Below are 25,957 nucleotides of genomic sequence, written 5' to 3'. Positions count from 1 at the left end.
GGGCTGCGCCGGATGAGCCCCGGGTCGCGTGGGTGCCATGTCGGATGAGCGCTGGGACGGTTCCGGCTCCCGCTCGCGCCCGAACCCGGTAGTTCTGCTGGTCGTCCCGGTGGTGCTGGCGCTGCTCATCCAGGTTCCCGGCACGGTGGGCATCTCGCTCTGGCAGCGCGTCCCCTTCGGGTACGCCGCGCTGAGCGTCACGCTGGCTGCGGCATCCGCCCTGGCTCTGCTCGGAGCCCGCCGGTACCCCGGGCCGACGGTCGCTGTGGTGACGGCGCTCACCGTGGCGGATCTGTTCGTGCCACCCGACCTGTCACCCCCGTACGTCGCGCTCGCTTTCGCGATCATCGGAGCGGTGGCTCGACGCGCCCGCCTCTGGGCGCTCATCTCGGTCGGTGCGGCGTGGCTGGTCGCGATCGTCGCTCTGGGGCTGCTGAATCCCGACGGCGTGCACCCGTTCCGCGTCGCGATCACGACACTCGCCCTGGCCGCGTGCTTCGCGATCGGCGAGGGCATCCGGCGACGGATGGACCGCGGCACCGAACGCCGCGCCCAGCTTCAGGAGCGGCGGCGGACGGTCGAGCAGGAGGAGCGCACGCGCATCGCACGCGAACTGCACGACGTCCTCGCGCACTCGCTGAGCCAGATCGCCGTGCAGTCCGGAGTCGGGCTGCACCTGTTCGACAGGGAACCCGAGCGCGCCCGCGAGGCACTCGCGAACATCCGCGCGCTCAGTGCGACCGGACTGGACGAAGTGCGCGGAGTGCTCTCCTTCCTGCGCGGGGACGAAGCCTCCCCGATCACCGCGCCGCTCACCCCTCAGCCGCAGCTGGCCGACCTCGGGATGCTGGCGACGCAGCGCACCGGCCTCGGGCTGGAGGTGACCATCGCTGACCATCTCGGCGAGACACTGCCGCCCAGCTCCGTCCAGACCGCCGCGTTCCGGATCGCTCAGGAGGCGCTCACGAACGTCGTGCGCCACTCGGGTGGCTCTGCCGCGACCATCACCCTCGACCGGGTGCACTCCGCCGATGGGGATCAGCTCGTCCTCACCGTCGAGGACGACGGCACCGGGCGGGGTCCGGCCGCGACCGACGGCGCCGGCATCCGCGGTATGCGCGAGCGTGCGGAGCTGGCCGGCGGCGAGCTGACCATCACGGCCGCCCCTCGCGCCGGCACTGTGGTGACCGCACGCATCCCCTGGGAGGGTGTCGCGTGATCAGGGTCGCGCTGGCCGATGACCACCAGCTCGTGCGCGCGGGATTCCGTGCCCTGCTGGACTCGGAGCCCGACATCGACGTCGTCGTGGAGGCTTCCGGTGGCCAGGCTCTGCTGCGCGCGATCCGCGAGACGCCCGTGGACGTCGCTCTTCTGGACATCCGGATGCCGGATGGCGACGGCCTCTGGACGACAGAGCAGATCGCGACGGACGTCGCTCTGGCCGGCGTCCGCGTCGTGATCGTCACGACCTTCGAGCTGGACGAGTATGTCGCCCGGGCCATCCGGGCGGGCGCCAGCGGCTTCCTGGTGAAGGACACCGAACCGGTCGACCTGATCCGCGCGGTCCGCGTCGTCGCGGGCGGCGACGCGCTCCTCTCCCCCGGTGTCACGCGCCGCCTGCTCGAGCGCGCCGCCGTGGGACTGCGGGATGCCGCGGACCCCGATCGCCTCGGCCCGCTGACCGAGCGCGAGACCGAAGTGCTGCGGCTGGTCGGTCAGGGACTGACCAACGACGAGATCGCCCAGCGGCTGTTCCTGTCTCCACTGACGGCGAAGACGCACGTCTCGCGGATCATGCAGAAGCTGTCCGCCCGGGACCGCGTGCAGCTGGTCGTCACCGCCTACGAGTCCGGTCTGGTCGCGCCCGGCTGGCAGTAGCCCGCGCCCTGCGCGTACTGCGGCGGAAGCATCCGCACTGCCTTCCCCGGCCGGATTCGCGGATGCCGCACCCCGGGTTGGCTCGACTCATGCGATCGCGGCCCTGCCTCTGGCGGGGATGCCGCGGTCCCGACCGAGAGGAAACCCATGTCCACCGCACTCGCCGCCGTCCAGAACGTCACCGCAGCCGCCTCCGCCGCCGAACGGCACTTCGTCGGGTGGGGGCCCGGCTTCGGGTGGTGGTTCCTGCTGATTCCGCTGTTCTGGATCCTGCTGTTCGCCCTGCTGTTCGCGCTGTTCGGCCGGCGCTGGCGGCGCGCGGCGATCGAGAACGGCTACGGACCGCACGGCCGGCTGAGCCCGCTGCGGCAGGCGGAGCTCACCCTCGCCGAGCGCTATGCCAAGGGGGACATCGACGAGGTGGAGTATCGCGCGCGGCTCGAGGTGCTGCGCGCGAACGCCGCACCGAGATCCTGAGTACACCGCAGGAACGACGCGCCGTTCTGCCCCGGGCGGCGGGTCGCGGGACCTCAGCGCCGGCTGGTGCGTGCTGCACGGCCGGCCGCGAGAAGCGCCACGCAGTAGAGCACGGCCAGCACGAGGAGAACCGCCAGTGGGAGCGTCCAGCCGCCGGTCCATTCGTGCAGCGCACCCATCACGGGTGCACCGACCGCCCCGAACGCGTACCCACCGCCCTGGACGAGCGCAGACATCCCCGCAGCTTCACGGTCGCTGCGCGCCACCGTCACGAGCGCGGTGAAGATGACGACGAAGCCGCCGGCGTGGGCGATTGCCCCGACGATCAGCCACAGCCACGTGAGCTGTGGTGCCAGCAGCATCCCCCCGGTCAGGATCAGCCACGACGCGCAGATCGTCAGCGTCGGCACGATCGCGGGGGTGAACCGGGCGAGCAGCGGCACCACGAACGCGCCGGCGATGGCCGCGCCCTGGAACACAGACGCCAAGGCGCCTGCGGCTGTCTGATCCAGCCCCAGTTCGTCGGCAGTCAGCGTCGGCAGCCACGTGGAGAGGGAATAGTAGATCGTGGTCTGCGCTGCGAACGCCGCCAGCAGCAGCCAGGTGACCGGCCGCCGGAGGATGGTGCGCTCCTGACGTCCCCGCGCCGCGACCGGCAGCGGGCCGGTGATCGTGGTCGAATCGATGTCGCGGGCCGCGGGCGCTGCGCCCTCGCTTGGCAGCTCACGCCCGGAGTACCGGTCTTCGTGCCCGTCGCCGGAACGTCGGCTGCGGGAGAGGTGCGCGCCCCACAGGGCGATCCCCGCGATGGTCAGCAGCACCCACGACAGCAGCGCCGCCGGCCAGCCGATCACCGCGGCCAGCGGTGCCGTCAGCAGCGAGGTGACGAGCGAGCCTGCGTTGAGCATCGCCACGTACGCGGCGGTGATCACGCCGACATGCGCCGGTGGCACGTCACGGCGGATGATGACGGGGATCACGATGTTGCCGATGGTCACCGCGGCCCCGATCACGAACATTCCGGCCAGCATCCAGCCGTATCCGGGCAAGGCGCGGATCACCGTGCCCAGCAGCACACCGCCGAGTGAGAGCATCAGCGCCGGCTCGGCGCCCGACCTGCGGATCACCAGCGCGGCGATCGGGGTCAGCAGCGCGAACATGAGCACCGGCGCGGTCGTCAGCAGCCCCGCGGTGGCCGAGCCGATGCCGAAGTCCGCCTCGATGTCGCGCAGCACAGGTGTCGGTGCGACGATGGGCCCCCGCAGGCTGAGCGCCGCGACGAGCAGTCCCGCCACGATGAACCAGGGGATGCCGCGCCTCGCGCGTGCCGCGGGCGTCGGGCTCACGCGGGCTCCAGGGGGCCCGATCCGCAGGAAGGTCACCGCTTGACGCTACCCCTCGAGCGCGGCGTCAGCGGCCGCGCGATGTCCACTCCCGCAGTCGCTCCAGCGGCCAGGTGGTCACGATGCGCTCGGCGGGTACCCCGGCCCGCTCCGCGCGCTCGGCCCCGTAGTCCAGCAGCGACAGCTGACCGGGTGCGTGCGCGTCCGAATCGATCGAGAACAGGCATCCCACCTCGAGGGCGATCGCGATCATCTCGTCGGGGGGGTCTTGCCGCTCGGGGCGCGAGTTGATCTCGACCGCGACGCCGTTGGCCGCGCACGCCTCGAACACCGCGCGCGCATCGAGGGTGGACGGCGGGCGCGTGCCCCGCGAGCCCTCGACCAGGCGTCCGGTCACGTGCCCCAGCACATCCACACGCGGATCGGACACCGCCGCGACCAGTCGGCGGGTCATCGGGCCGCGTTCCATGCGCAGCTTCGAGTGCGCCGAGGCCACCACGACGTCCAATTCGTCCAGCAGCTCCGGTTCCTGGTCCAGGCCGCCGGCTTCGAGAATGTCGACTTCGATCCCGGACAGCAGCGTGAAGCCGTCGCCGCTCATCCCGCGGACGATGTCGAGTTGAGCACGAAGCCGCTCTGGAGACAGGCCGTTAGCCACCCGCAGCCGCGGCGAGTGGTCGGTCAGCGCAAGGTACTCGTGCCCCAGACTCCGAGCCGCCTGGACCATCAGGTCGATGGAGGTCAGTCCGTCCGACCATTCGCTGTGGCTGTGCAGGTCGCCTCGCAGCATCGCGCGCAGGGTCGAGTCCCGCTGCACGCCCGCTCGTTCGCGCAGATCGATGAGGTAGCCGGGAACGCGGCCCTCGAGCGCCTCGGAGATGACCGCGAAGGTGGAATCGCCGATCCCCTTCCGGCGCCGCAGCGCAGCGGTGTCCCGCAGCTCCTCGTCGCTGAGGCCGGCGATCGCGTCTGCGGCCGCGCGGAACGCCTTCGATTTGTATCGCGACGACTGCTCCCGCTCCAGCAGGGTGGCGATCTCGTTCAGCGCGTCGAAGGGGTGCATCGGGAAGCGGGCGCGTTCAGGTCGCGATGCCCTGGGACCGCTTGATCACGACCGGGGCCGTGGCGAGTCGGTGGATGGCCCACCCGAACAGGATGGACAGGATGCCGACGCCGATCGCGAAGACGGCCACGCCGAACGAGACCACAGAGGTGAACAGCGATGCGCGCAGGAACGACGCGGTCATCATGGTCTGGCGCACCGGATCGTCCTGCGCGAGTTCGGCGTACGTCTTGCCGCCGGACGCATCCAGGGCATGGTGCTGGATGATGTCGGCCTGCACGTAGGCGGTGAATGGTCCTGCGACGGTCTGCCCCTGGAACGCCATCGCGTCGTCGGGGATGGTGATGTTCTCGGCCCGCAGCTGCGTGGAGACGGCGATCCAGATCACGATGCCGACCACGATCAGCACGATCCCGCCCAGGATTCCGAGGATCCCGGCGGCCTTGACGAGCCCGAGTTTGCGCGCGGGCGATTCGACCGCGGCGGCCGTGTCGGCGGGGGCGGTGGTCGGGGCATCGGTCATGGCATCCTCCTGCGATTGGGTGGTGCGTGTGTCCTCACGCTAGCCGCGTGCGCGGCAGCACCGTAAGGCCATGTCCGGCGGAGCGGCGGAGCGTCAGCCCGCGTACGAGCGGGTGGCATCGACCCAGGTCTGCAGCTTCCGCGCTGCCGCGCCGCTGTCCACGGCCTCGGCGGCGGCGTCCTTGGCCGCGGCGAGACGCTCCAGGATCGGCCGCTGCACCTGCGCCGCGTCCTGGAACAGCTCGAAGGCGACGATGCCTGCCGCGGCGTTGAGCAGCACGATGTCCCGCACCGGCCCACGCTCGCCGTCGAACACCCGGTGCACGACCTGCGCATTGTGCGCCGGGTCACCGCCGAGCAGATCATTGATGTCCGCGAGGGGAATGCCGAGGTCCCGCGGGTCCAGGTCGTGCTCATGGATATCGCCGCGGCTCACCTCCCACATTCTGCTGTGGCCGGTCGTCGTGAGCTCGTCCAACCCGTCGTCGCCGCGGAAGACCAGCGCTGTGGCGCCGCGCGTGCGGAACACGCCGGTGATCAGCGGCACCCGGTCGAGCTGGGCGACGCCGACCGCATTGGCCTCCGCGCGGGCCGGGTTGCACAACGGCCCGAGGAAGTTGAACACCGTCGGCACACCCAGTTCGAGGCGCGTGGCACCGGCGTGGCGGAACCCGGGGTGGAAGGCGGAGGCGAACGCGAACGTGATCCCCGCGCGCGAGAGCGTCTCCGCGACCTGCTCCGGCGTGATGGCCAGGTCCAGGCCCAGCGCGGCGAGCACGTCGGACGAGCCCGACGCTGAGCTGGCCGCCCGGTTGCCGTGCTTGACCACGGGTATCCCGGATGCCGCGGCCACGACTGCAGCCATGGTCGAGATGTTCACCGTCCCGAAGCGGTCTCCGCCGGTGCCGACGATATCGAGCACGTTCGCGTCCACCGGCAGTGGCAGTGCCGCTTCCAGGATCGCGTCCCGGAACCCGACGATCTCGTCCACTGTTTCGCCCTTGACGCGCAGGGCGACCAGGAACCCGGACAGCTGCGACGGGGTGGCCGAGCCGGACATGATCTGCCGCATCGCCCACGTCGATTCGGCCACGCTGAGGTCGCTCCCGTCGAGGAGGGTGGTGAGGATTCCGGGCCACGTGTACAACTCCGCCATGAGCCAAGAGCCTAGCCGCGCGACACGCCGGACGATCGCCGCGCGGTCCCTCTGCGGCCGCCCGACATTCACTGCGACCTCTGGCGACATTCCCGGCGGACTCTCGGCCCTCTCCGGAGCGCCGTCAAGGTGAGGAAGGGCCGATTCGGTCGCGCGGATGGAAAATACCGCGCCGGAATCGGCCATAATGAAGGGGTGACAACCACGACAGCGACCTACTCTCAGGCCATGCGCTCGGTCAAGCGTCCCGACCCGGTCGCTGTTGGCACCATCGTGTGGCTCGGCAGCGAGGTGATGTTCTTCGCGGGTCTGTTCGCGATCTACTTCACCCTGCGCAGCACGTCCCCTGAGCTCTGGGCCGATCGCACCGCACTGCTGAACGTCCCCTACGCGACCGTGAACACCATCATCCTGGTGCTCTCCTCGGTCACCTGCCAGATGGGCGTCTTCGCCGCCGAGCGCTTCCAGCCGTACTCCACCAAGAAGCGCGGATGGCTCGGCTGGGGCATGGTGGAGTGGTTCTGGTTGACCTTCGCACTCGGCGCGATCTTCGTCTCCGGTCAGGTGTGGGAGTACGCCCAGCTCGTCGCTGAGGGCATGCCGATCTCGTCCGACTCGTACGCATCCGCGTTCTACATCACGACCGGTTTCCACGCCCTGCACGTGACGGGCGGTCTGCTCGCGTTCCTCCTCGTGATCGGCCGGGCGTACGCCGTCAAGAACTTCGGGCGCAAGGAGATGACCACCTCGATCGTGGTGTCGTACTACTGGCACTTCGTCGACGTCGTCTGGATCGCCCTCTTCCTCGTCATCTACTTCCTGAAATAGAGCGGAGCTTTTCCGAAATGGCACGTGAGACCAAGCGCCGCTCGAACGGCCGTCGCAGTCCCTGGGCGGCGGCGGCACTCATCGGCATCGGCCTCCTGATCACAGGCGGCGTGTACGCCGGTGCATCCGCAGCGATGGCAGCGAACACCGACACCGCCGTCTCCTCGGCGCTGACCGTCGAAGACGGGAAGAAGCTCTTCCAGGCGAACTGTGCAACCTGCCACGGTCTTGACCTGCAGGGCTCGAGCACGGGCCCCTCCCTGTACGGGGTGGGCGAACTGTCCGTTGAATTCCAGGTCGCCACCGGGCGCATGCCGCTGCAGGCGCAGGCGCCCCAGGCGCCGCAGAAGCCTGTGCAGTTCACGCACGAGCAGATCCTCGCGATGGCCGCTTACGTGCAGACCACCGCGCCCGGCCCCACCTACCCGGCAGAGGAAGTGCTCGACGGCGAGGGCGACGTCGCACGCGGTGCGGAGCTGTTCCGCATCAACTGCGCGATGTGCCACAACGTGGCCGCCGCCGGCGGCGCGCTCACCGAGGGCAAGTACGCCCCCGCGCTGAGCGGAACCAGCCCGCTGCACATGTATGCCGCCATGGTCACCGGACCGCAGAACATGCCGGTCTTCAACGACTTGAACCTGACGCCCGAAGACAAGCGCGACATCATCTCCTCGCTCCTGTTCATGCAGGAGAACGAGTCGCCCGGCGGATTCTCGCTCGGCTCCCTCGGACCCGTCTCCGAAGGCCTGTTCATCTGGATCTTCGGCATCGGCGGTCTGATCGCCATCACCGTGTGGATCACGGCGAAGTCCAACTGATCGATTTCGATTTCGACCACAGCTACGAACACCGTACGAACGAGGATCACCATGGCACACGAGGACGACCCGCTCGAGCATGAAAGGGCTTCCTGGAAGCCCTCGCCCGGGCTCGCCGTCGCGGTTTCCGACCCGGTGCAGCCCCCTGTGCTCCCGCCTCACCGCGAGAGGATGACCGACAAGGACCCCGCGGCGATGAAGCGTGCGGTCCGCACGGTCTACACGCTGTTCTACCTGTCGGTCGCGGCGAGCATCTGGGCGATCGCCGCCTACATGCTCTTCCCGATCGAGAGCGGGCGGATCGTCGACATCCGCAACAACAACCTCTTCATCGGCCTGGGCATCGGTCTTGCGCTGCTCGCGCTCGGCATCGGCGCGATCCACTGGTCCAAGGCGATCATGTCGGACAAGGAGTTCACCGAGCCTCGTCACGCCACGCGCGGCCGTGACACGACCCGCGCCGCTGCAGTCCAGGTCTTCGCGGACGCGAACGAGGAGTCCGGGTTCGGCAGGCGCGTCCTGATCCGCAACTCGCTGATCGCCGCGGTCGTGGCCTCCGTCGCCCCGGGCATCGTGCTCTTCCGCGGACTGGCTCCCGAGGGCGAAGACCCCGTTGCCCTCCTCGAAGAGACCATGTGGACTGAAGGCATGCGCCTTGCCCACGATCCCGAGGGAACGCCCATCCGTGCCGCCGACGTCACCCTGGGCTCTGCGGTGCACGTGATCCCCCAGGCCCTCGCCGAGCTGGGACACGACGACGGCTATCTCGAGGCGAAGGCCAAGGCCATCGTGCTGCTCATGCGCCTGCTGCCTGAAGACCTCGTCGAGACGCCCGAGCGCGCCGATTGGTCCTACGACGGCATCGTCGCGTACTCGAAGGTGTGCACCCACGTGGGTTGCCCCGTCGCCCTGTACGAGCAGCAGACCCACCACCTGCTGTGCCCCTGCCACCAGTCGCAGTTCGACGTGGCGAACGGCGCCGCTGTCATCTTCGGCCCCGCCGCGCGCCCCCTGCCGCAGCTGCCGATCACCATCGACGATGAGGGATATCTGGTCGCCCGCAGCGACTTCACCGAACCCGTCGGGCCGAGCTTCTGGGAGCGCCATTGAGTACGTCAACTCACCCCACCGAGAACCTCACCCAGGAACCGGCCGTCAAGGAGAACCTGACCACGGTTCCCACCGGTAAGGACGGCAAGCCCCTGGGCGGTCGCTTCATCGGGGCCACCGCGAACTACATCGACGAGCGCACCAGCCTGTCCGGCTTCGTGAAGGAACTCGGCCGCAAGATCTTCCCCGACCACTGGTCGTTCATGCTCGGTGAGATCGCGCTGTGGAGCTTCGTGGTCATCCTGCTGTCCGGGACGTTCCTGACCTTCTTCTTCCAGGCATCGATGGTGCCCACGCACTACACCGGCGCATACCTGCCGATGCGCGGCGTCGAGATGTCCGCGGCGCTGCAGTCGTCGCTGAACATCTCGTTCGATGTCCGCGGTGGTCTGCTGGTCCGGCAGATCCACCACTGGGCCGCGCTCGTCTTCGTCGCCGGCATCGGCGTGCACATGCTGCGCATCTTCTTCACGGGTGCTTTCCGCAAGCCTCGCGAGCTGAACTGGGTGATCGGATTCATCCTGTTCATCCTGGCGCTGGCCGAGGGATTCACCGGTTACTCGCTTCCCGATGACCTGCTCTCCGGAAACGGCCTGCGCATCATCGACGGCATGGTCAAGGGGATCCCCCTGATCGGAACCTGGACATCGTTCCTGCTGTTCGGCGGCGAGTTCCCCGGCGTGGCGATCGTCGGTCGGCTGTACACGCTGCACATCCTGCTGCTGCCCGCGATCCTCGTCGGACTGCTCGTGCTGCACCTCATGCTGATGGTGATCAACAAGCACACGCAGTTCGCCGGCCCGGGGCGCAAGAACAGCAACGTCGTGGGTTACCCGATGATGCCGGTCTACATGTCCAAGATGGGCGGGTTCCTGTTCATCACGTTCGGCGTGATCGTCCTGATCGCCTCGATGTTCACGATCAACCCGATCTGGAACTACGGCCCTTACGACCCGTCGCCGGTCTCGGCCGGTACCCAGCCTGACTGGTACATCGGCTTCGCCGACGGCGCGCTCCGACTCGTGCCGCCGGGGTGGGAGTTCGTCTTCCTGGACCGCACCTGGTCGTTCAACATCCTCGTGCCGCTGGTCATCCTCGGGGTGTTCATCGTCACGGTGCTGCTCTACCCCTTCCTGGAGGCGTGGATCACGGGTGACAAGCGCGAGCACCACATCGCGCAGCGCCCCCGCAACGCGGCAACCCGCACGGCCATCGGCGCTGCCGGAGTCACGTTCTACGCGGTGCTGTGGGCCGCGGCATCCTCGGACATCATCGCCACGCACTTCTACCTCACGATGGAAGGTGTGATCCACGGCCTGCAGGTCCTCCTGTTCCTCGGACCGGTGATCGCCTACTTCGTCACGAAGCGGATCTGCATCGCGTTGCAGAAGAAGGACCGCGAGATCGCACTGCACGGCTACGAGTCCGGTCGCATCGTCCGCCTTCCCGGTGGCGAGTACATCGAGGTGCACCAGCCCGTCGACGAATACGAGCGCTGGAAGCTCGTCGACAACGACAACTACGAGCCCCTCGTCGTTCGGCCCAACGCCAAGGGACGTATCCCCTGGTACGAGAACGTGCGTGCGGTTCTGTCGCGCACACTGTTCGAGGACCGTCTCGCGCCGCTCACGCAGTCCGAGCTCGACGCCGCGGCAGCTCACCAGCACCACGAGCTGGAGCACATCGCCACCGAGGAGGACGCGGAGCTGCAGGGCGCCCACGAGCGCGCAGGAGTTCCGGACGCCCCGCACGTGCCCATCGACGACGGGCACAGCTCGGAGACCGCGGTTCGCCCGTCCAACGTGATCGTCTCCGACGACGGCACGAAGAAGCCGCGCAAGCGCGAGAAGGAGTCCGGCTCCTAATCCGGCCCGACCTGCAGAAGGCCCCGGCACGACACCCACGGTGTCCGCCGGGGCCTTCTGCGTTCCCCGCCAGTCCCCGCTCCCCCGCCAGTCCCCCGCTTTCCAGCCAGTCCCCCGCTCCCCTGTCACAACTCGCCGACGGACCCCGCAGCTTGCGACAGGGGAGCTCCGTCATGCCCGCGAGCCGCGCACGGACACGGCAGGAATCCGGCGGAGGACGGCCGAGTGACGGCATGCCGCGGGCGGGCGCGCGCCATAGCGTGGGCAGCATGACCGACGCTCTGTCCTACTTCTCCGCCAAGCTCGCGCACGAGACGGACGCCTCCGATGTGTATGCCGCTCAGCGCGCCGGAGAGCGGTTCGTCCTCGTGGACGTGCGCAGCGACGAGGCGTGGGCCCAGGGTCGCGTGAGCGGTGCTGTGCACATGCGCCGGCAAGACATCCGCGACCGCGCACCGGCCGAGCTGGACCCCGCTCTTCCCGTCATCGTCTACTGCTGGAGCCCCGGTTGCAACGCGGGCACCAAGGCGGCGCTCGAGTTCGCGGCTCTCGGCTATTCGGTCAAGGAGATGATCGGCGGATACGAGTACTGGCTGCGGGAGGGTCAGCCGACCGAGAACGACAGCGGTGCGCTCCCCCGCCGGTTCGATGACCGCGTGATGGTCGTTCGCGCGCCGGTCCCGGGCTGAGCGCTACGCCGAGGCGAGCTCTTCGCAGAAGCGGTCCGCTGCGGCGCCGTAGAAGGTCGGTCGGCTCCGCGCGGACGAGCCGACGGCCGTCGTGACGTCGCAGACGACGGCGGTGACGTTGTCGCGCGTACCGGCCGCCAGGGCGAGAGAGACGACCCCTGCCGCGGCTGCCTGAGGCGATGGGGCGGTCTGCAGCACTCGCATGAGCTCGGCGTCGGGAAGGTAGTCCGTCACGCCGTCGCTGCACAGGAGCCAGCGATCGCCGATCAGCGGCTCCCGGCTCAGGACGGCGATCGTATCGTCCTCAGCGCCGCCCAGAGACGCCGTGATGATGTTCCGTCGCGGGTGGGATGCCGCGGCCTCCGCTGCGATCAGACCCCGATCCAGCAGGGCCTGCACGTAGGAGTCATCGCGCGTCTCACGCGTGAGTGCACCCCTGCGCAGGAGGTAGGCGCGCGAGTCCCCCGTGTGCGCCAGCAGGAGTCCCCCGCTGTCCGTGACGAAGACCCCGGTGAGAGTGGTCGCCATGCCGCGCAACGAGGCGTCGCGTTCGGTGTGTGCGCGCAGGTCCCAGTTGGCCTCGCGGATCCGGACGGCGAGGTCCTCGGCATCCCGAACAATGAACGTGCCGGCGACGAGTCGGTGCAGCAGGGCCGCCGATGCCAGGTCGCCGGAGGGGCCGCCGCCGACACCGTCGGCAACGGCCGCCCCCCACGGCGCGGTGAATGCTGCGTCCTGATTGACCGCCCGGTGCTTGCCGACGTCCGAGACGGCGCCAGCCGTCAGCCGTACGGCCGACACGCCGGAGCGATCAGTGCGCGAAGTATCCGCGGTAATACTCGTAGACCCAACCGACGATGGCGACCAAGAACACGCCGATACCGATCGGCATCAGCCAGCTGCCGATGGCCAGCCCGAGTATGCCGATCGCCGCCGAGAAGGCGAGCACGATCGGCCACCAGGACCACGGGCTGAACTCGCCGACTTCGGGGTCACCGTCGTCGATGTCGGAGGTGAGGATGTCCTCGGGCAGTTCGCCACCCTGGGCCTTGTGCACGCGCCCGATGTAGAAGGCGATCAGCGCGGCCATCAAGCTGCCGAACAGGAGGGCGATCGTGCCCACCCACTCGACCGCGATGTACCACGGGTTGATGAGGTTCACCAGGATGCTCCACAGCGTGTACGTCACCGCTACGAGCATGAAGAACGCGGAGAGCAACCACCACAGTCCGGTATTGGTACGCATCTACTTGACCTCTCCCTCGGCGAGGTCGACAACCGGGGCGGATGGGGCGTCCTTCGCGGGGCCGACGCCGACGGGTATTCCGGCCTCGGGGTGGTTGAGGTCGAACGCGGGGCGTTCGCTGCGGATCCGCGGGATGGAGGTGAAGTTGTGCCGCGGTGGCGGGCAGGAGGTGGCCCATTCCAGCGATGCGCCATACCCCCACGGGTCGTTCACGGTCACCCTGGGCGCCTTGCGGGCCGTGATCCAGACGTTGAACAGGAACGGGATCATCGACGCGCCGAGGATCATCGCCCCGACCGTGGAGACCTGGTTCTCCCACAGCCAGTCATCGGCCGCGGAGTAGTCCGCGTAGCGGCGCGCCATGCCGTCCACACCCAGCCAGTGCTGGATCAGGAAGGTCATGTGGAAGCCGATGAACAGCATCCAGAAGTGCACGTAGCCGATGCGCTCGTTCAGCATCTTGCCGGTCCACTTCGGCCACCAGAAGTAGAACCCGGCGAACATCGCGAACACCACGGTGCCGAACACGACGTAGTGGAAGTGCGCGACGACGAAGTAGGTGTCCGAGATGTGGAAATCCAGCGGCGGGGAGGCCAGGATCACACCGGTCAGACCACCGAAGACGAACGAGACCAAAAAGCCCAGCGAGAACAGCATCGGCGTTTCGAAGGTGACCGAGCCGCGCCACATCGTGCCGATCCAGTTGAAGATCTTCACCCCGGTGGGCACCGCGATCAGCATCGTCATCAGCGCGAAGAACGGCAGCAGCACCGCCCCGGTGACGTACATGTGGTGCGCCCACACCGCGACGGACAGCGCCGCGATCGCGATGGTGGCGTACACCAGGGTCTTGTACCCGAAGATCGGCTTGCGACTGAACACCGGGAAGATCTCCGAGACGATGCCGAAGAACGGCAGCGCGATGATGTACACCTCGGGATGCCCGAAGAACCAGAACAGGTGCTGCCACAACAGCACACCACCGTTCGCCGGGTCGTAGATGTGCGCCCCCAGGACCCGGTCGGCCGCGGCCGCCAGGATCGCCGCCGCCAGGACGGGGAAGGCCATCAGGATCAGGATGCTGGTGACCAGCGTGTTCCAGGTGAAGATCGGCATCCGCCACATCGTCATCCCGGGCGCGCGCATCGTGATGATCGTGGTGATGAAGTTCACCGCACCCAGGATCGTACCGAAACCGCTCATCCCCAGCCCGAGCATCCAGAGATTGCCGCCCACCCCTGGTGAGAACGTGGCATTCGCGAGCGGTTGATATGCGAACCAGCCGAAGGATGCCGCCCCCTGCGGGGTGAGGAACCCGGACACGGCGATGATCGAGCCGAACAGGAACAGCCAGAACGCGAACGCGTTCAGACGCGGGAACGCCACATCCGGAGCGCCGATCTGCAGCGGCATGATCACGTTCGCGAAACCGGCGAACAGCGGGGTCGCGAACATCAGCAGCATGATCGTGCCGTGCATCGTGAACAGCTGGTTGTACTGCTCCTTGGTCGGCACGATCTGCATGCCCGGCTCGAACAGCTCAGCACGGATGATCAGCGCCATCACGCCGCCCAGCATGAAGAACAGCACCGACGCGATCAGGTACATGTACCCGATCGTCTTGTGATCCGTGGAAGTGATCCACTTGACGACGATGTTGCCCTTCTGCTCCGTGCGCGAGGCGCTCAGCAGGGCAGCCTGACGGGGAGGAAGGGTCGTCGGGCGACCCGGCGTGTTCTCCTGCAATGGAAGTGTCGTCGCCATGATCACTCGTCTCCTTCGGGGCTTGCGCCCGTCCCGGGCTCGTTCTGAAGCCTGTCGTACGCGTCGTTGATGTCGCCGGTCTGGCCGGCCGAGCGCAGGGTGTCGAGGTAGTCCTCGTACTCGCCCTCACTCACCACCTTGACGTTGAAGAGCATGGCGGAGTGGTACTCGCCACACAGTTCGGCGCACTTGCCGGCGTACGTTCCCTCACGCGTCGGCGTGAAGGACCAGTAGTTGTCCCGGCCGATGTACATGTCCTTCTTGTACAGGAAGTCGATCACCCAGAACGAGTGGATGACATCGCGCGACTGCAGAAGGATCTTGACCGACTTGTCGACGGGCAGGTAGAGCGTGGGCAGCTTCGCCTGGTCGACGTCGCCGTTGGCGGCCGGCTGGGCCTGAACGCCCATGGTCCAGACAGCGTCTGCGCTGTCATCGTCCTCGCCGTTGTACTGGAAGTCCCAAGCCCACTGCTTGCCGATCGCGACGATGGACACGTCCGGGTCCTCGGTCTGCGTCTCCAAGATGGTCTGATCACGCGCAGTGAAGGCGAAGAACCCGATCACCAGAATGAGCGGCACGACCGTGTAGAAGATCTCGATCGGCATGTTGTAGCGCAGCTGGACCGGCAGTCCGACCTGCCCCTTGCGGCGCCGGTAGGCGATCGCAGCCCAGCCCATCAGCCCCCAGGTGACGAGGCCGACGACCAGCAGCACGATCCAGGAGTTCACCCACAGGCCCGCCACCATGTCGGTGTGGTTGGTGGCCGGAGTGCCGTCTTCGACGAAACCGGGAAGGTAGCCATGCAGTTCGGTCGGGGTGCACCCGGCGAGGACTGCTGCCGAGGCGATTCCGATGGGAAGACCTGCCCAGCGGAGGCGGCGTTTGGAGGGCACGGTGCACCTTTCCGGGTCGCGATTGTGACGTTGCCAGTCTAGAGCAACCTCACAACTGATTCCGGCCAACCGCCCAGCTTGACCCCGCTGCGCAGGGCGCGAAACAGGCCCGGCGCTCGATGAGCGGCCGGGCCTGAGACGGATGTTTCGGGGTCAGTGGAAGCTGTCACCGCAGGCGCAGCTGCCCGCAGCATTGGGGTTGTCGATCGTGAACCCCTGCTCTGCGATCGTGTCCTTGAAATCGATGCTCGCGCCGTCCAGGTAGGGGACGCTCATGTCGTCGATGATGACCTCGACGCCGTCGAAGTCGACGGTCTTGTCGCCGTCGAGGTAGCGCTCGTCGAAGTACAGCTGGTAGATCAGCCCGCTGCAGCCGCCGGGCTGCACCGCCACGCGCAGGCGCAGGTCGTCGCGCCCTTCCTGGGCGAGGAGACTCTTCACCTTGAGCGCGGCCGCCTCGGTGAGCCCGACGCCGTGGGCGCGGACGGTCTGGTCGGTTGACAGTGCAGTGTCGGTCATGGCACTCCTCCGGACAGGCCGCGGATGCGGCGGGGTGTTCTTCGATTCTACGCCCGCCGACTCCCACGGGTCTCGAACCCCATGTGAGCAGTCCGCATTCAGGGCGACGTCGTGCGCGCGTCCAGCTTCTCGAGCAGGAGCGCCTCGGCGATGACGGCGTTGCGGAAGGTCTCCAGGTGCAGCGACTCATTGGGGCTGTGCGCGCGCGAGTGCGGATCCTCGACGCCCGTGACCAGGATCTGAGCTTCCGGGAATTCGCGGATCAGGTCGGCGATGAAGGGAATCGAGCCGCCGACGCCGATCTGCACCGGCTCGACCCCGTAGGCCTCGTGCAGCGCCTCCAGGGCAATCCCGACCGCCCACCCGCTCGTGTCGACGAGGAACGCGTCACCGTAGTCCTGGTCGGTGAAGCTCAGCTGCGCCCCGAACGGCGCATGCGCACGCAGGTGCGCCTCGATGGCCGCATAGGCCTCGCGCGCCGGCTGACCCGGAGCAACGCGGGCGCTGAGGACGACCGAGAGCGCCGGGCTCAGCGTGTTCGAGGCGTTCGCCACGCTCGGCGCGTCGATGCCGGTGACCGTGATCGACGGCTTGTTCCAGATGCGGCTGAGGATCTGGCCACGCCCGATCGGACTGACCCCGGCCGGCAGACCCGCCTCGTCGCGCAGCGTCTCCTCGCTGTACGCCGGCGTTTCGGCATCCCGTTCGGTCAGTCCCTGCACTGCCACGGCGCCGTCCTCATCCCACAGCGTGGCGAGCAGCTTCACGGTGGCCATCATCGCGTCCGGAACCGCTCCCCCGAACATGCCGGAGTGGGACGCGTGATCGAGCGTGCGCACCGTGAGTGTGAAGCGGGTGTTGCCGCGCAGCGACACCGTCAACGCCGGCGTGCGCGCATCCCAGTTGCCCGAGTCCGCCACGACGATCACATCGGCGCGGAGCGCCGCGGCGTTGTCCGAGAGGAACTGGGCGAAGGAACGCGACCCGGCCTCCTCTTCGCCTTCGATGAACAGCGCCACACCCAGATCGAAATCCGCGCCGAGGGCTTCCTTGAGCGCGCGCAGCGATGCGACGTGGGCCATCACGCCGGCTTTGTCATCGGCCGCGCCACGACCGTACAGGCGACCGTCGCGGACGGTGGGGGTGAACGGGGCGGACTCCCACAGGGACTCCTCCCCCACCGGCTGGACGTCGTGGTGCGCGTAGAGCAGGATCGTCGGCCGCCCGTTGCGCGCAGCCCGCGTCGCCAGCACCGCCGGGTTGCCGATCTCATCCGTGCCGGGGATGGCGGCGCGCTGGATCTCGACGCTTTCGAACAGACCGAGATCCTGGACCAGCGCGGCAACGGCCTCCGCGCTGCGCTGCACCTCAGCGCCGTCGAAACCGGGGAACGCGATCGACGGGATGCGCACGAGGGCTCCGAGGTCGGCGAGGGCGGCGGGGATGCCGGATGCCGCGGCATCGCGCACAGCATCCTGTCGGGTCAGCTCAGTGGTCATGCGGGTAATCTTAAGGCGCATCCCTATCGAGACTCCGAGGTTCCACGTGGCCAAGACACCCGCAGCCCCCGTCCCCGCTGACGCGTCGGCCGACATGACCACCGGCAAGGGACGGCCGACGCCCACCCGCGCTGAGCGCGAGGCGGCCCGCAGGCGCCCGCTGGTGGCCGACACCAAGGAGGCGAAAGCCCGCGCGAAGGCGGAGATGGCTGCGCAGCGCGAGAAGGCACGCGTGGGGATGGCCGCGGGCGATGACAAGTATCTGCCCGTTCGGGACAAGGGTCCGCAGCGCCGGTTCGTCCGCGATTACATCGACTCCGGCTGGCACATCGGCGAAGGGGTCATGCCCGCGATGGTGCTCGTGATCCTCGCGACCTTCATCCCGGTCCCGGCGATCCAGTACTACTCGTTCATCGGGCTGTGGATCTTCATCCTGTTCGTGATCGGCGACATGATCATCACGTCCATCCGGGTCAAGCAGGCGGCGCGTCAGAAGTTCGGCGCCGACCGGATCGAGAAGGGCCTCGGCTGGTACGGGGCGATGCGCATCATCCAGATGCGGTTCATGCGTCTGCCCAAGCCGCAGGCCAAACGCGGCCAGAAGCCGGCTTAGCGGCCGAGCCGGGCCAGCCCGCGGTTGATCTGGCGCGCCCAGAGCGGACCGCGGTAAAGGAAAGCCGTGTAGCCCTGTACCAGAGTGGCACCGGCATCCAGGCGTTCGCGCACGTCCGCGGCGGTCTCGACACCGCCGGCGGAGATCACGACGAACTCCGGCGGCACGGTCGCCCGGACCAGACGCAGCACCTCGACCGCGCGGCGCTTCAGCGGCGCGCCGGACAGACCGCCCTCCCCGGCGGCGGCGACGATCGTCGGGTCTGTGCGCAGACCGTCGCGTGAGATCGTGGTGTTCGTCGCGATCAGGCCGGACAGGCCGAGGTCCACCGCAAGACGCGCGATCGCCTCGACCTCGTCATCGGGCAGGTCGGGTGCGATCTTCACGAGCAGGGGCGTCTGACCGGCCGCGTCGCGCACCGCCTGCAGGAGCGGACGGAGCGTTTGGACCGATTGCAGGCCGCGAAGGCCTGGCGTGTTGGGCGAGGACACGTTGACGACCAGGTAGTCCGCGAGCGGCGCCAGCAGCGTCGCGCTTCGCACATAGTCCGCGGCGGCGTCGGCGACATCGACGACCCGGCTCTTGCCGATGTTCACGCCGAGCACGGCGCGCCGGGAACGGCGGCGCAGCTTCGCCAGGCGCACGGCGGCAGCCTCGGCACCCCGGTTGTTGAACCCCATGCGGTTGATCACGGCCCGGTCGGGGATCAGCCGGAACAGCCGCGGCCGGGGGTTCCCGTCCTGCGCTACCGCGGTGACGGTGCCGACCTCGACATGCCCGAAGCCGAGGGCATGCAGCCCCTGGGCCGCTGCCACATCCTTGTCGAACCCGGCGGCCACACCGAACGGGGAGTCGAAGCTCAGGCCGAGCGCTGTCGTTCTCAGCGCAGGCGCGGGCCGTGTGAGAGCGCGCGCCACCCAGGAGAAGGGCGGAATGCCGAGCACCCGGATGACGATCACCGCGGCGTGGTGGGCCGATTCGGGATCCATGCGCGCGAGGACGGACCGGAAGAGGAGGGGATACATCGCCCCCCAGGCTATCGGCTTGCGACGGTCGTTCAGGATTCCGCGGGCGCGGCGGTCTCGACGCGGGCGTGGTCGTCCCGGAGCTGTCCGATCGCGGACTCGAAGTCCTCGAGCGAATCGAAGGCCTGGTACACGCTGGCGAAACGCAGGTAGGCGACCTCGTCGAGCTCCCGCAGCGGCCCGAGGATCGCCAGACCGATCTCGTTCGTGTCGACCTGGGAGGACCCGGTCTGGCGGACGGCCTCTTCGACCTTCTGTGCCAGCACGGCCAGGTCTCCCTCGGTGACCGGTCGCCCCTGGCAGGCCTTGCGGACACCGGACATGACCTTCTCGCGACTGAACGGCTCGATCACGCCCGACCTTTTGATGACGTTCAGGCTCGCCGTCTCGATCGTGGAGAATCGCCCGCCGCACTCGGGGCACTGCCGGCGGCGGCGGATGCTGAGACCATCGTCGCTGGTGCGCGAATCGATGACCCGGGAGTCGGGGTGACGGCAGAACGGGCAATGCATGGCCTGGACAGACTACGCCAAACCGCTACGCGGAGGGCGGCGTCTCGAACCGCGCCTGGACGGCCTCGCCGTGCGCGGGGAGGTCTTCGGCCTCGGCGAGCGTGACCACCCCCTCGCGAACCTGCGCCAGGGCGGCGCGATCGTACTCGATGACCTGCTGCGGGCGCAGGAAGGTCGCCGCCGACAGGCCGGCAGCGTAGCGCGCCTGTCCCCCGGTGGGCAGCACGTGGTTGCTTCCCGCCAGGTAGTCACCGAGACTCACCGGGGAGTCAGGCCCGACGAACACCGCACCGGCGTGCACGAACGCGGCCGGGTCGGGGTCGGCCACGTGCAGTTCCAGATGCTCCGGCGCGTAGGCGTTGCTGAACGCGGTCGCGGCGGACAGGTCGTCCACGAGCACGATCGCCGACTGCGGACCCGAGAGCGCGGCCCGCACGCGCTCAGCGTGGCGGGTCCGGGCGGCGCGGGGCGTGATCTCGAGCGCGACCGCCGCAGCGACCGGCTCGGATGCCGTCACCAGCACCGCCGAGGCCTGCTCGTCGTGCTCGGCCTGGCTGATCAGGTCGGCGGCCACCAGGCGAGGATCGGCAGAGTCATCGGCGACGATCAGGATCTCGGTCGCACCGGCCTCGGCATCCGTGCCCACCACACCGGCGACGGCACGTTTCGCTGCCGCGACGAAGTTGTTCCCCGGCCCGGTGACCACGTCGACCGGATCCAGTCCCAGGCTCGCCACGCCATACGCGAATGCGCCGATCGCGCCGGCGCCACCCATTGCGTACACCTCGTCGACTCCGAGGAGCCGGGCCGCGGCGAGGATCACCGGATGCACGCGCCCGTCGTGCGCCCGCTGCGGGGGCGAAGCGAGGGCGATCTCTGCCACGCCGGCGACCTGCGCGGGAACCACGTTCATGACGACGCTGGAGGGGTACGCCGCCTTGCCACCCGGCACGTAGAGTCCGACCCGGCGGACCGGCTGCCAGCGCTGCAGCACGCGCGCACCCGGGCCCAGCTCGGTGACCGTCGCGGGCGGGACCTGCGCGGCGGACGCGGTACGCACACGCACGATCGCCTCCTCCAGTGCGGCACGGACGGACGGATCCAGTCCCGCCAGGGCCTCCTCGAGGTGGGCGGCCGGAACGCGGATGTCGTGGCCGCGGGCGGCGTCGAACCGGTCAGCCTGTTCGCGCAGCGCGGCTTCGCCGCGCGCGGCGACATCGGCGACGAGGGTCGTGGCGGTGGCGAGGGCTTCCTCACGGGCGGCGGTGGCGCGCGGGACGGCGGCGAGGAATTCGGCCGGCGAGAGGGCGCGACCGCGGAGGTCGATCGTGCGGAGCATTCCTTTACGGTATCGCGATCGGCGGTGGCTGCTCAGCCGCGCATCACGCCGGACACGTCGTGCAGGTACCCGACCCGCCCGTCCTCGTGCCGGACGACGAAGACCTCGCCGCGGTCTTCGAGCACGAGCGCCCACGCCGTCGGCCCGACCCGGAAGATCGGCACGCCGCGCTCGTCCAGCACGTCGCGCTCATCAGGAGCCAACGCCCAGAACGCCTGATGACTGGGGTGCGGCTCGTACTCGGTGACCTCGGACACCTCTTCGACAGGTTCGAACGTGTCGCGGGCCTGAGCCGGCGCCCACCCGTCCGCGTCGGCGAAGATCTGCTCGGCCACGCTCTGCGAACCGTCGCCGTCCTCGGTGTCCAACGGCTCCGTGTAGGAATCGGGGTAGGACGAGTCGGTGTACGGCGAGCCGGGAACGCGCGTGTCGCCGTATTCGGTCTGCGCACCGGCTCCCGCTGCCCCGGCGAGACCCGCGGAGTCCGCGGCGGGCGCCTGGCGCTCGCGCGGCGGGCGGGCCACCACCGGACGGATCGGCCGCGCATTCCGGTGCGCCACGACCTCGCGGCGCCCCGCGAAGTCTTCGGACAGCGGCGGAATCAGCGGGGCGAAAACGGTGAGCACGACTCCAGCGAGCATCAGGAAGAACTCGACCCAGACCACCCAGCCGTAGATCCAGACGCTCGACTCCACCGCCACGGCGACGTTCCGCCACAGCAGGGTCAGCCAGACGACCGCGGACACCGAGAAGGCCACCGACGCGAACTGGTCGATCCCAAGGGAGCCCACCCGTCGGATCCCGTCGGGTGAGAATCGCCGCAGGACGATCAGGAACACCGCGACGGTGGGCAGAGCGATCGTGAGGACCCAGTCCAGACCGTTGGTCCACACCGAACCGCCGAAGAGGAGCTGCGCCATCGCCTGCTGACTGGCGATGGAGAAGAACGACACGACGAATGCCACGAGCCAGACTCCGACGAGCGCGACCTCACGCACCGAAAAAGGCCCGACGCCGTACTGCGGCTGCCCGCCGGGCGCCGTGTCGACGTTCTCGGGTGCAGTGCTCTCGCCCACTTGGTCGTCAGTCACGATGAATCCTTTCCGGCCGCTTTCGCGGAGCGCGTCGAGCCGATCCTACCGGCGGCTCCTCGGATGGCAATGAGACTCGGACGGCTCGGCGAGGCATCGGCCCGCGTCGGGCGGATCGCCGGTGCGGGCGACTCAGCCCAGGCACTGCGGACCGAGCAGGCCCTTCAGCTCGCCGTACAGATCCGCGGTCACCCGCACCGGGTGCGGCACGTCGAACACCTTCGCCGCGTTGCCCCGATGGAGGCGCAGCGTCACCTCGGTGGAGCCGCGATGACGGTGCAGGACCTGGGCCAGTTCGATGACCAGCCCCTCGGTCGCTCGGTGCTCCGGGATCGCCAGCACCAGCGGACCGGACGCGTCCACCGCACCGAGATCCGGCGATACCGCCGACACTGCGTGCAGGTTGAGGCCGTCGTCACGGCGGGAGATGCGGCCGCGGACGACGAGGATGGAATCGGCCTGCAGCATGGACTGGAACTCGGTGTAGGTCTTGCCCATGAACATGACCGTCACCTCACCGTCGAAGTCCTCGACGGTGATCAGCCCGTACGGATTGCCGCTGGATTTCGCCACGCGATGCTGAACACTGGTCACCAGACCGGCCACGGTGACCTGCTCGCCATCGGGGAGGTCCTCCGAAGCGAGAAGATCGTGGATGCTGATGGAGGCGTGTTTGGCGAGGGCGATCTCGAGCCCGGCCAGCGGGTGGTCGGACACGTACAGGCCCAGCATCTCGCGCTCGAAGGCGAGCTTGTCCTTCTTCGTCCACTCCGGACGATCGGGGACCTTGGCCGGCAAGGGCTCCTCGGTCTGGTCGTAGAGGCTGTCGAAGTCGAATCCGATCGCCCCGGTCGCGGCCTTGCGCTTGACTTCGACGGCCGCTTCGGCGGCGTCCTCGTGGATCTCCATCAGGGCCCGTCGCGTCGCCCCGAGCGAGTCGAACGCGCCGGCCTTGATCAGCGACTCCACCGTGCGCTTGTTCGCCACGTGGATGGGCACCTTGGCGAGGAAGTCGTGGAACGAGGCGAACGGCTCCGCCTGGCGGGAGGCCACGATCGCATCCACCACGTTGGTGCCGACGTTACGGACCGCTCCGAGGCCGAAGCGGATGTCCTCGCCCACGGCGGCGAAGTACCGGATGGACTGACCGACATCCGGCGGAAGCACCTTGATGCCCATCCGGCGGCACTCGTTCAGATACACGGCGAGCTTGTCCTTGGCGTCGCCCACGCTGGTCAGCAGCGCCGCCATGTACTCGGCGGGATAGTGCGCCTTCAGATACGCCGTCCAGTACGCGATCAGGCCGTACGCGGCCGAGTGCGCCTTGTTGAACGCGTAGTCCGAGAACGGCAGCAGGATGTCCCAGAGCGTCTTGACGGCGGCATCCGAGTACCCGTTCTCGCGCATGCCCGCGTGGAAGCCCTCGTACTGCTTGTCCAACTCCGATTTCTTCTTCTTGCCCATGGCGCGGCGGAGGATGTCCGCCTGCCCCAGGCTGAACCCGGCGACCCGCTGGGCGATGGCCATCACCTGCTCTTGATAGATGATCAGGCCGTAGCTGGTGTCGAGGATATTGCCGAGGGGTTCTTCGAGTTCGGGGTGGATCGGCGTGATCGGCTGCTGGCCGGTCTTGCGCAGCGCGTAGTTGATGTGCGAGTTCGCACCCATCGGCCCGGGCCGGTACAGGGCGATGACTGCGGAGATGTCTTCGAAGTTGTCCGGCTTCATCAGGCGCAGCAGGCTGCGCATCGGGCCGCCGTCGAGCTGGAACACGCCGAGCGTGTCGCCACGTGAGAGCAGCTCGTACGAGTCCGCGTCATCCAGGGCGAGATCCTCGAGTACCAGCGTCTCGCCGCGGTTGGCGGCGATGTTGTCCAGCGCATCGTCGATGATCGTGAGGTTGCGCAGCCCGAGGAAGTCCATCTTGATCAGCCCGAGGGCCTCGCAGGCGGGGTAGTCGAACTGGGTGACGATCTGGCCGTCCTGCTCCCGCTTCATGATCGGGATGATGTCGATCAGCGGCTCGCTGGACATGATGACGCCGGCCGCGTGCACGCCCCACTGCCGCTTCAGGTTCTCCAGCCCCACCGCGGCGTCGAAGACGGTCTTCGCCTCACTGTCGGTCTCGATCAGAGCGCGGAATTCGGAGGCCTCTTTGAAACGGGGGTGTTTGGTGTCGAACATCCCCTCGAGGGGCATGTCCTTGCCCATCACCGCGGGCGGCATCGCCTTGGTCAGTCGCTCGCCCATGCTGAACGGGAAGCCGAGCACGCGTCCGGCGTCCTTGAGCGCCTGCTTGGCCTTGATGGTGCCGTACGTGACGATCTGCGCGACGCGCTCGTCGCCGTACTTCTGAGTGACGTACTGGATCACCTCACCACGACGGCGGTCGTCGAAGTCGATGTCGAAGTCGGGCATCGAGACGCGGTCGGGGTTCAGGAAGCGCTCGAAGAGCAGCCCGTGCTGCAGCGGGTCCAGGTCGGTGATGCGCATCGCGTAGGCGGCCATCGAACCGGCGCCGGACCCACGGCCGGGACCCACCCGGATGCGGTTCTCTTTGGCCCAGTTGATGAAGTCCGCGACGACGAGGAAGTAGCCGGGGAAGCCCATCTGGACGATGACGTCGGTCTCGAAGTCGGCCCGCGCGCGCACCTCGGCCGGGATGCCGGCGGGATAGCGGACATGCAGTCCTCGTTCGACCTCCTTCACGAACCAGCTCTGCTCGGTCTCGCCCGCGGGGACCGGGTAGCGCGGCATGTAGTTTGCGCTGGTGTCGAAGCGGACATCGACGCGCTCCGCGATCGCCAGCGTGTTGTCGCACGCCTCGGGGTTGTCCCGGAAGATGTGGCGCATCTGCGCCGGTGTCTTGAGGTAGAACTCCTCGCCCTCGAACTTGAACCGCTTGGGGTCATCCAGGGTCGAGCCGGACTGCACGCACAGCAGCGCCGCGTGGCTCTTGGCATCGTGCTGATGCGTGTAGTGGAGGTCGTTGGTCGCCACGAGGGGCAGGTCCAGTTCCTTGGCCAGACGCATCAGGTCGTTCATCGTGCGCCGCTCGATGTCGATCCCGTGGTCCATCACCTCGGCATAGAAGTTGTCCTTGCCGAAGATGTCGCGGAACTCCGCCGCGGCCGCCTTGGCCGCGTCATACTGGCCGAGCCGCAGCCGGGTCTGCACTTCGCCGCCGACGCAGCCGGTCGTCGCGATGACGCCCTTGGCGTAGGTCTGGAGCAGTTCGCGGTCCAGCCGCGGTTTGAAGTAGTAGCCCTCGAGGGATGCGTAGGAGGACATCCGGAAGAGGTTGTGCAGTCCCTCGTTGCTCTCGGCGAGCAGCGTCATGTGCGTGTAGGCGCCGGACCCCGACACGTCATCGTCGTTCTGGTCGGGGCTGCCCCACCGCACACGGGCCTTGTCGGCTCGATGCGTCCCAGGTGTGACGTACGCCTCCATGCCGATGATCGGCTTGATCCCGCCCTCGGTGGCGGTCTTGTAGAACTCGAACGCGCCGAAGGTGTTGCCGTGGTCGGTGACGGCGATCGCCGGCATCCCCTGTTTTGCGGCTTCATCGATCAGCGGTTTGACGCGTGCTGCGCCGTCGAGCATCGAGTATTCACTGTGCACGTGAAGGTGAACGAAGGAGTCGGCTGCCACGGATCGAGACTACCTTCGGGCACCGACGCCGAGGCCCACCGCGCCCGGGCTGT

General features: G+C 68.3%; 24 protein-coding genes. 9 read left to right on the top strand and 15 right to left on the bottom strand.

The genetic code is table 11. From position 1 onward, the window contains the following. Positions 1-37: 37 nt before the first annotated feature. The 3 genes from QNO12_RS05920 to QNO12_RS05910 all read left to right on the top strand — a co-directional run bounded on the left by QNO12_RS05920 (position 38) and on the right by QNO12_RS05910 (position 2,355). The gene (locus tag QNO12_RS05920; RefSeq protein WP_257501836.1) at positions 38-1,219 is read left to right on the top strand and encodes a sensor histidine kinase; all 1,182 of its coding nucleotides are present in this window, start codon (positions 38-40) and stop codon (positions 1,217-1,219) included. Continuing rightward, positions 1,216-1,878: a response regulator transcription factor gene (locus QNO12_RS05915; RefSeq protein ID WP_257501835.1), complete on the top strand. Its 663-nt coding sequence runs from the start codon at positions 1,216-1,218 to the stop codon at positions 1,876-1,878. The genes QNO12_RS05920 and QNO12_RS05915 overlap by 4 nt, the downstream gene beginning before the upstream one ends. Before the next feature lie 147 nt (positions 1,879-2,025). Next, positions 2,026-2,355: an SHOCT domain-containing protein gene (locus tag QNO12_RS05910; RefSeq protein ID WP_257501834.1), complete on the top strand. Its 330-nt coding sequence runs from the start codon at positions 2,026-2,028 to the stop codon at positions 2,353-2,355. Positions 2,356-2,408: 53 nt separating this feature from the next. Here the strand turns inward: QNO12_RS05910 and QNO12_RS05905 are convergent, their stop codons facing one another. From QNO12_RS05905 to trpD, 4 genes are all read right to left on the bottom strand, one after another. Beyond that, the gene (locus tag QNO12_RS05905; protein ID WP_257501833.1) at positions 2,409-3,701 is read right to left on the bottom strand and encodes an MFS transporter; all 1,293 of its coding nucleotides are present in this window, start codon (positions 3,699-3,701) and stop codon (positions 2,409-2,411) included. Between the two features lie 64 nt (positions 3,702-3,765). Next, a complete protein-coding gene (locus QNO12_RS05900) occupies positions 3,766-4,761 on the bottom strand; it encodes a PHP domain-containing protein (protein WP_257501832.1) in 996 nt (331 codons plus the stop codon). 16 nt (positions 4,762-4,777) lie between these two features. Next, the gene (locus tag QNO12_RS05895) at positions 4,778-5,284 is read right to left on the bottom strand and encodes an aromatic ring-opening dioxygenase LigA (protein WP_257501831.1); all 507 of its coding nucleotides are present in this window, start codon (positions 5,282-5,284) and stop codon (positions 4,778-4,780) included. Positions 5,285-5,377: 93 nt separating this feature from the next. After that, positions 5,378-6,439 carry an anthranilate phosphoribosyltransferase gene (trpD, locus tag QNO12_RS05890; RefSeq protein ID WP_257501830.1) on the bottom strand — a complete coding sequence of 354 codons (1,062 nt, stop codon included), beginning with the start codon at positions 6,437-6,439 and terminating at the stop codon, positions 5,378-5,380. A gap of 228 nt (positions 6,440-6,667) precedes the next feature. On the opposite strand from trpD, the gene ctaE reads away from it, so the two are divergent. The 5 genes from ctaE to QNO12_RS05865 all read left to right on the top strand — a co-directional run bounded on the left by ctaE (position 6,668) and on the right by QNO12_RS05865 (position 11,749). Continuing rightward, entirely contained in the window at positions 6,668-7,267 is a 600-nt protein-coding gene (gene ctaE / locus QNO12_RS05885) for an aa3-type cytochrome oxidase subunit III (RefSeq protein ID WP_257501937.1), read from the top strand. Between the two features lie 17 nt (positions 7,268-7,284). After that, complete coding sequence (qcrC, locus tag QNO12_RS05880; RefSeq protein ID WP_257501829.1) at positions 7,285-8,085, top strand: cytochrome bc1 complex diheme cytochrome c subunit; 801 nt, start codon at positions 7,285-7,287, stop codon at positions 8,083-8,085. Between the two features lie 51 nt (positions 8,086-8,136). Continuing rightward, positions 8,137-9,195, top strand: a complete 1,059-nt coding sequence (qcrA, locus tag QNO12_RS05875; protein ID WP_257501828.1) for a cytochrome bc1 complex Rieske iron-sulfur subunit — start codon at positions 8,137-8,139, stop codon at positions 9,193-9,195. A gap of 56 nt (positions 9,196-9,251) precedes the next feature. Then, the gene (gene qcrB, locus QNO12_RS05870) at positions 9,252-11,060 is read left to right on the top strand and encodes a cytochrome bc1 complex cytochrome b subunit (protein ID WP_374761018.1); all 1,809 of its coding nucleotides are present in this window, start codon (positions 9,252-9,254) and stop codon (positions 11,058-11,060) included. A gap of 269 nt (positions 11,061-11,329) precedes the next feature. Further along, a complete protein-coding gene (locus tag QNO12_RS05865; protein WP_257501827.1) occupies positions 11,330-11,749 on the top strand; it encodes a rhodanese-like domain-containing protein in 420 nt (139 codons plus the stop codon). Between the two features lie 3 nt (positions 11,750-11,752). Here the strand turns inward: QNO12_RS05865 and QNO12_RS05860 are convergent, their stop codons facing one another. From QNO12_RS05860 to QNO12_RS05835, 6 genes are all read right to left on the bottom strand, one after another. Then, a complete protein-coding gene (locus QNO12_RS05860) occupies positions 11,753-12,550 on the bottom strand; it encodes a PP2C family protein-serine/threonine phosphatase (RefSeq protein ID WP_257501826.1) in 798 nt (265 codons plus the stop codon). 10 nt (positions 12,551-12,560) lie between these two features. Next, complete coding sequence (locus QNO12_RS05855) at positions 12,561-12,995, bottom strand: cytochrome c oxidase subunit 4 (protein WP_257501825.1); 435 nt, start codon at positions 12,993-12,995, stop codon at positions 12,561-12,563. After that, positions 12,996-14,759 (bottom strand): aa3-type cytochrome oxidase subunit I, encoded by a 1,764-nt coding sequence (ctaD, locus tag QNO12_RS05850; protein ID WP_257501824.1) that lies wholly within the window; start codon positions 14,757-14,759, stop codon positions 12,996-12,998. A 2-nt stretch (positions 14,760-14,761) separates the two neighbouring features. Further along, entirely contained in the window at positions 14,762-15,655 is an 894-nt protein-coding gene (gene ctaC, locus QNO12_RS05845; RefSeq protein ID WP_257501823.1) for an aa3-type cytochrome oxidase subunit II, read from the bottom strand. Between the two features lie 153 nt (positions 15,656-15,808). Next, positions 15,809-16,174, bottom strand: coding sequence for a HesB/IscA family protein (locus QNO12_RS05840; RefSeq protein ID WP_257501822.1), 366 nt, complete (start codon positions 16,172-16,174; stop codon positions 15,809-15,811). A 98-nt stretch (positions 16,175-16,272) separates the two neighbouring features. After that, on the bottom strand, positions 16,273-17,673 hold the full coding sequence (locus QNO12_RS05835; protein ID WP_257501821.1) for a dipeptidase: 1,401 nt from the start codon (positions 17,671-17,673) through the stop codon (positions 16,273-16,275). A 46-nt stretch (positions 17,674-17,719) separates the two neighbouring features. Between QNO12_RS05835 and QNO12_RS05830 the strand changes: the two genes are divergently transcribed. After that, positions 17,720-18,286 (top strand): DUF3043 domain-containing protein, encoded by a 567-nt coding sequence (locus tag QNO12_RS05830; protein ID WP_257501820.1) that lies wholly within the window; start codon positions 17,720-17,722, stop codon positions 18,284-18,286. On the opposite strand, the gene QNO12_RS05825 is transcribed toward QNO12_RS05830, so the two are convergent. The 5 genes from QNO12_RS05825 to dnaE all read right to left on the bottom strand — a co-directional run bounded on the left by QNO12_RS05825 (position 18,283) and on the right by dnaE (position 25,856). Continuing rightward, the gene (locus QNO12_RS05825; RefSeq protein ID WP_257501819.1) at positions 18,283-19,311 is read right to left on the bottom strand and encodes a quinone-dependent dihydroorotate dehydrogenase; all 1,029 of its coding nucleotides are present in this window, start codon (positions 19,309-19,311) and stop codon (positions 18,283-18,285) included. The genes QNO12_RS05830 and QNO12_RS05825 overlap by 4 nt on opposite strands. A 32-nt stretch (positions 19,312-19,343) precedes the next feature. Further along, positions 19,344-19,823, bottom strand: a complete 480-nt coding sequence (nrdR, locus tag QNO12_RS05820; RefSeq protein WP_257501818.1) for a transcriptional regulator NrdR — start codon at positions 19,821-19,823, stop codon at positions 19,344-19,346. Positions 19,824-19,848: 25 nt separating this feature from the next. After that, positions 19,849-21,162 carry a histidinol dehydrogenase gene (gene hisD / locus QNO12_RS05815; protein ID WP_257501817.1) on the bottom strand — a complete coding sequence of 438 codons (1,314 nt, stop codon included), beginning with the start codon at positions 21,160-21,162 and terminating at the stop codon, positions 19,849-19,851. Between the two features lie 32 nt (positions 21,163-21,194). Then, the gene (locus QNO12_RS05810) at positions 21,195-22,256 is read right to left on the bottom strand and encodes a hypothetical protein (protein WP_502883270.1); all 1,062 of its coding nucleotides are present in this window, start codon (positions 22,254-22,256) and stop codon (positions 21,195-21,197) included. Positions 22,257-22,385: 129 nt separating this feature from the next. Continuing rightward, on the bottom strand, positions 22,386-25,856 hold the full coding sequence (dnaE, locus tag QNO12_RS05805; protein WP_374761017.1) for a DNA polymerase III subunit alpha: 3,471 nt from the start codon (positions 25,854-25,856) through the stop codon (positions 22,386-22,388). Positions 25,857-25,957: the final 101 nt, after the last annotated feature.

It is taken from the genome of Microbacterium sp. zg-B185, from assembly GCF_030246885.1.
Classification (GTDB): domain Bacteria; phylum Actinomycetota; class Actinomycetes; order Actinomycetales; family Microbacteriaceae; genus Microbacterium.
This window is presented reverse-complemented; position numbering and strand designations above follow the sequence as displayed.

Bases quoted from the DNA above. Each gene is read 5' to 3' on its own strand.
- QNO12_RS05920 (WP_257501836.1), top strand. From the start codon at position 38: ATGTCGGATGAGCGCTGGGACGGTTCCGGCTCCCGCTCGCGCCCGAAC.
- QNO12_RS05910 (WP_257501834.1), top strand. From the start codon at position 2,026: ATGTCCACCGCACTCGCCGCCGTCCAGAACGTCACCGCAGCCGCCTCC.
- QNO12_RS05900 (WP_257501832.1), bottom strand. From the start codon at position 4,761: ATGCACCCCTTCGACGCGCTGAACGAGATCGCCACCCTGCTGGAGCGG.
- QNO12_RS05895 (WP_257501831.1), bottom strand. From the start codon at position 5,284: ATGACCGATGCCCCGACCACCGCCCCCGCCGACACGGCCGCCGCGGTC.
- trpD (WP_257501830.1), bottom strand. From the start codon at position 6,439: ATGGCGGAGTTGTACACGTGGCCCGGAATCCTCACCACCCTCCTCGAC.
- ctaE (WP_257501937.1), top strand. From the start codon at position 6,668: ATGCGCTCGGTCAAGCGTCCCGACCCGGTCGCTGTTGGCACCATCGTG.
- qcrC (WP_257501829.1), top strand. From the start codon at position 7,285: ATGGCACGTGAGACCAAGCGCCGCTCGAACGGCCGTCGCAGTCCCTGG.
- qcrA (WP_257501828.1), top strand. From the start codon at position 8,137: ATGGCACACGAGGACGACCCGCTCGAGCATGAAAGGGCTTCCTGGAAG.
- QNO12_RS05865 (WP_257501827.1), top strand. From the start codon at position 11,330: ATGACCGACGCTCTGTCCTACTTCTCCGCCAAGCTCGCGCACGAGACG.
- QNO12_RS05855 (WP_257501825.1), bottom strand. From the start codon at position 12,995: ATGCGTACCAATACCGGACTGTGGTGGTTGCTCTCCGCGTTCTTCATG.
- ctaD (WP_257501824.1), bottom strand. From the start codon at position 14,759: ATGGCGACGACACTTCCATTGCAGGAGAACACGCCGGGTCGCCCGACG.
- QNO12_RS05840 (WP_257501822.1), bottom strand. From the start codon at position 16,174: ATGACCGACACTGCACTGTCAACCGACCAGACCGTCCGCGCCCACGGC.
- QNO12_RS05835 (WP_257501821.1), bottom strand. From the start codon at position 17,673: ATGACCACTGAGCTGACCCGACAGGATGCTGTGCGCGATGCCGCGGCA.
- QNO12_RS05825 (WP_257501819.1), bottom strand. From the start codon at position 19,311: ATGTATCCCCTCCTCTTCCGGTCCGTCCTCGCGCGCATGGATCCCGAA.
- nrdR (WP_257501818.1), bottom strand. From the start codon at position 19,823: ATGCATTGCCCGTTCTGCCGTCACCCCGACTCCCGGGTCATCGATTCG.
- hisD (WP_257501817.1), bottom strand. From the start codon at position 21,162: ATGCTCCGCACGATCGACCTCCGCGGTCGCGCCCTCTCGCCGGCCGAA.
- dnaE (WP_374761017.1), bottom strand. From the start codon at position 25,856: ATGCTCGACGGCGCAGCACGCGTCAAACCGCTGATCGATGAAGCCGCA.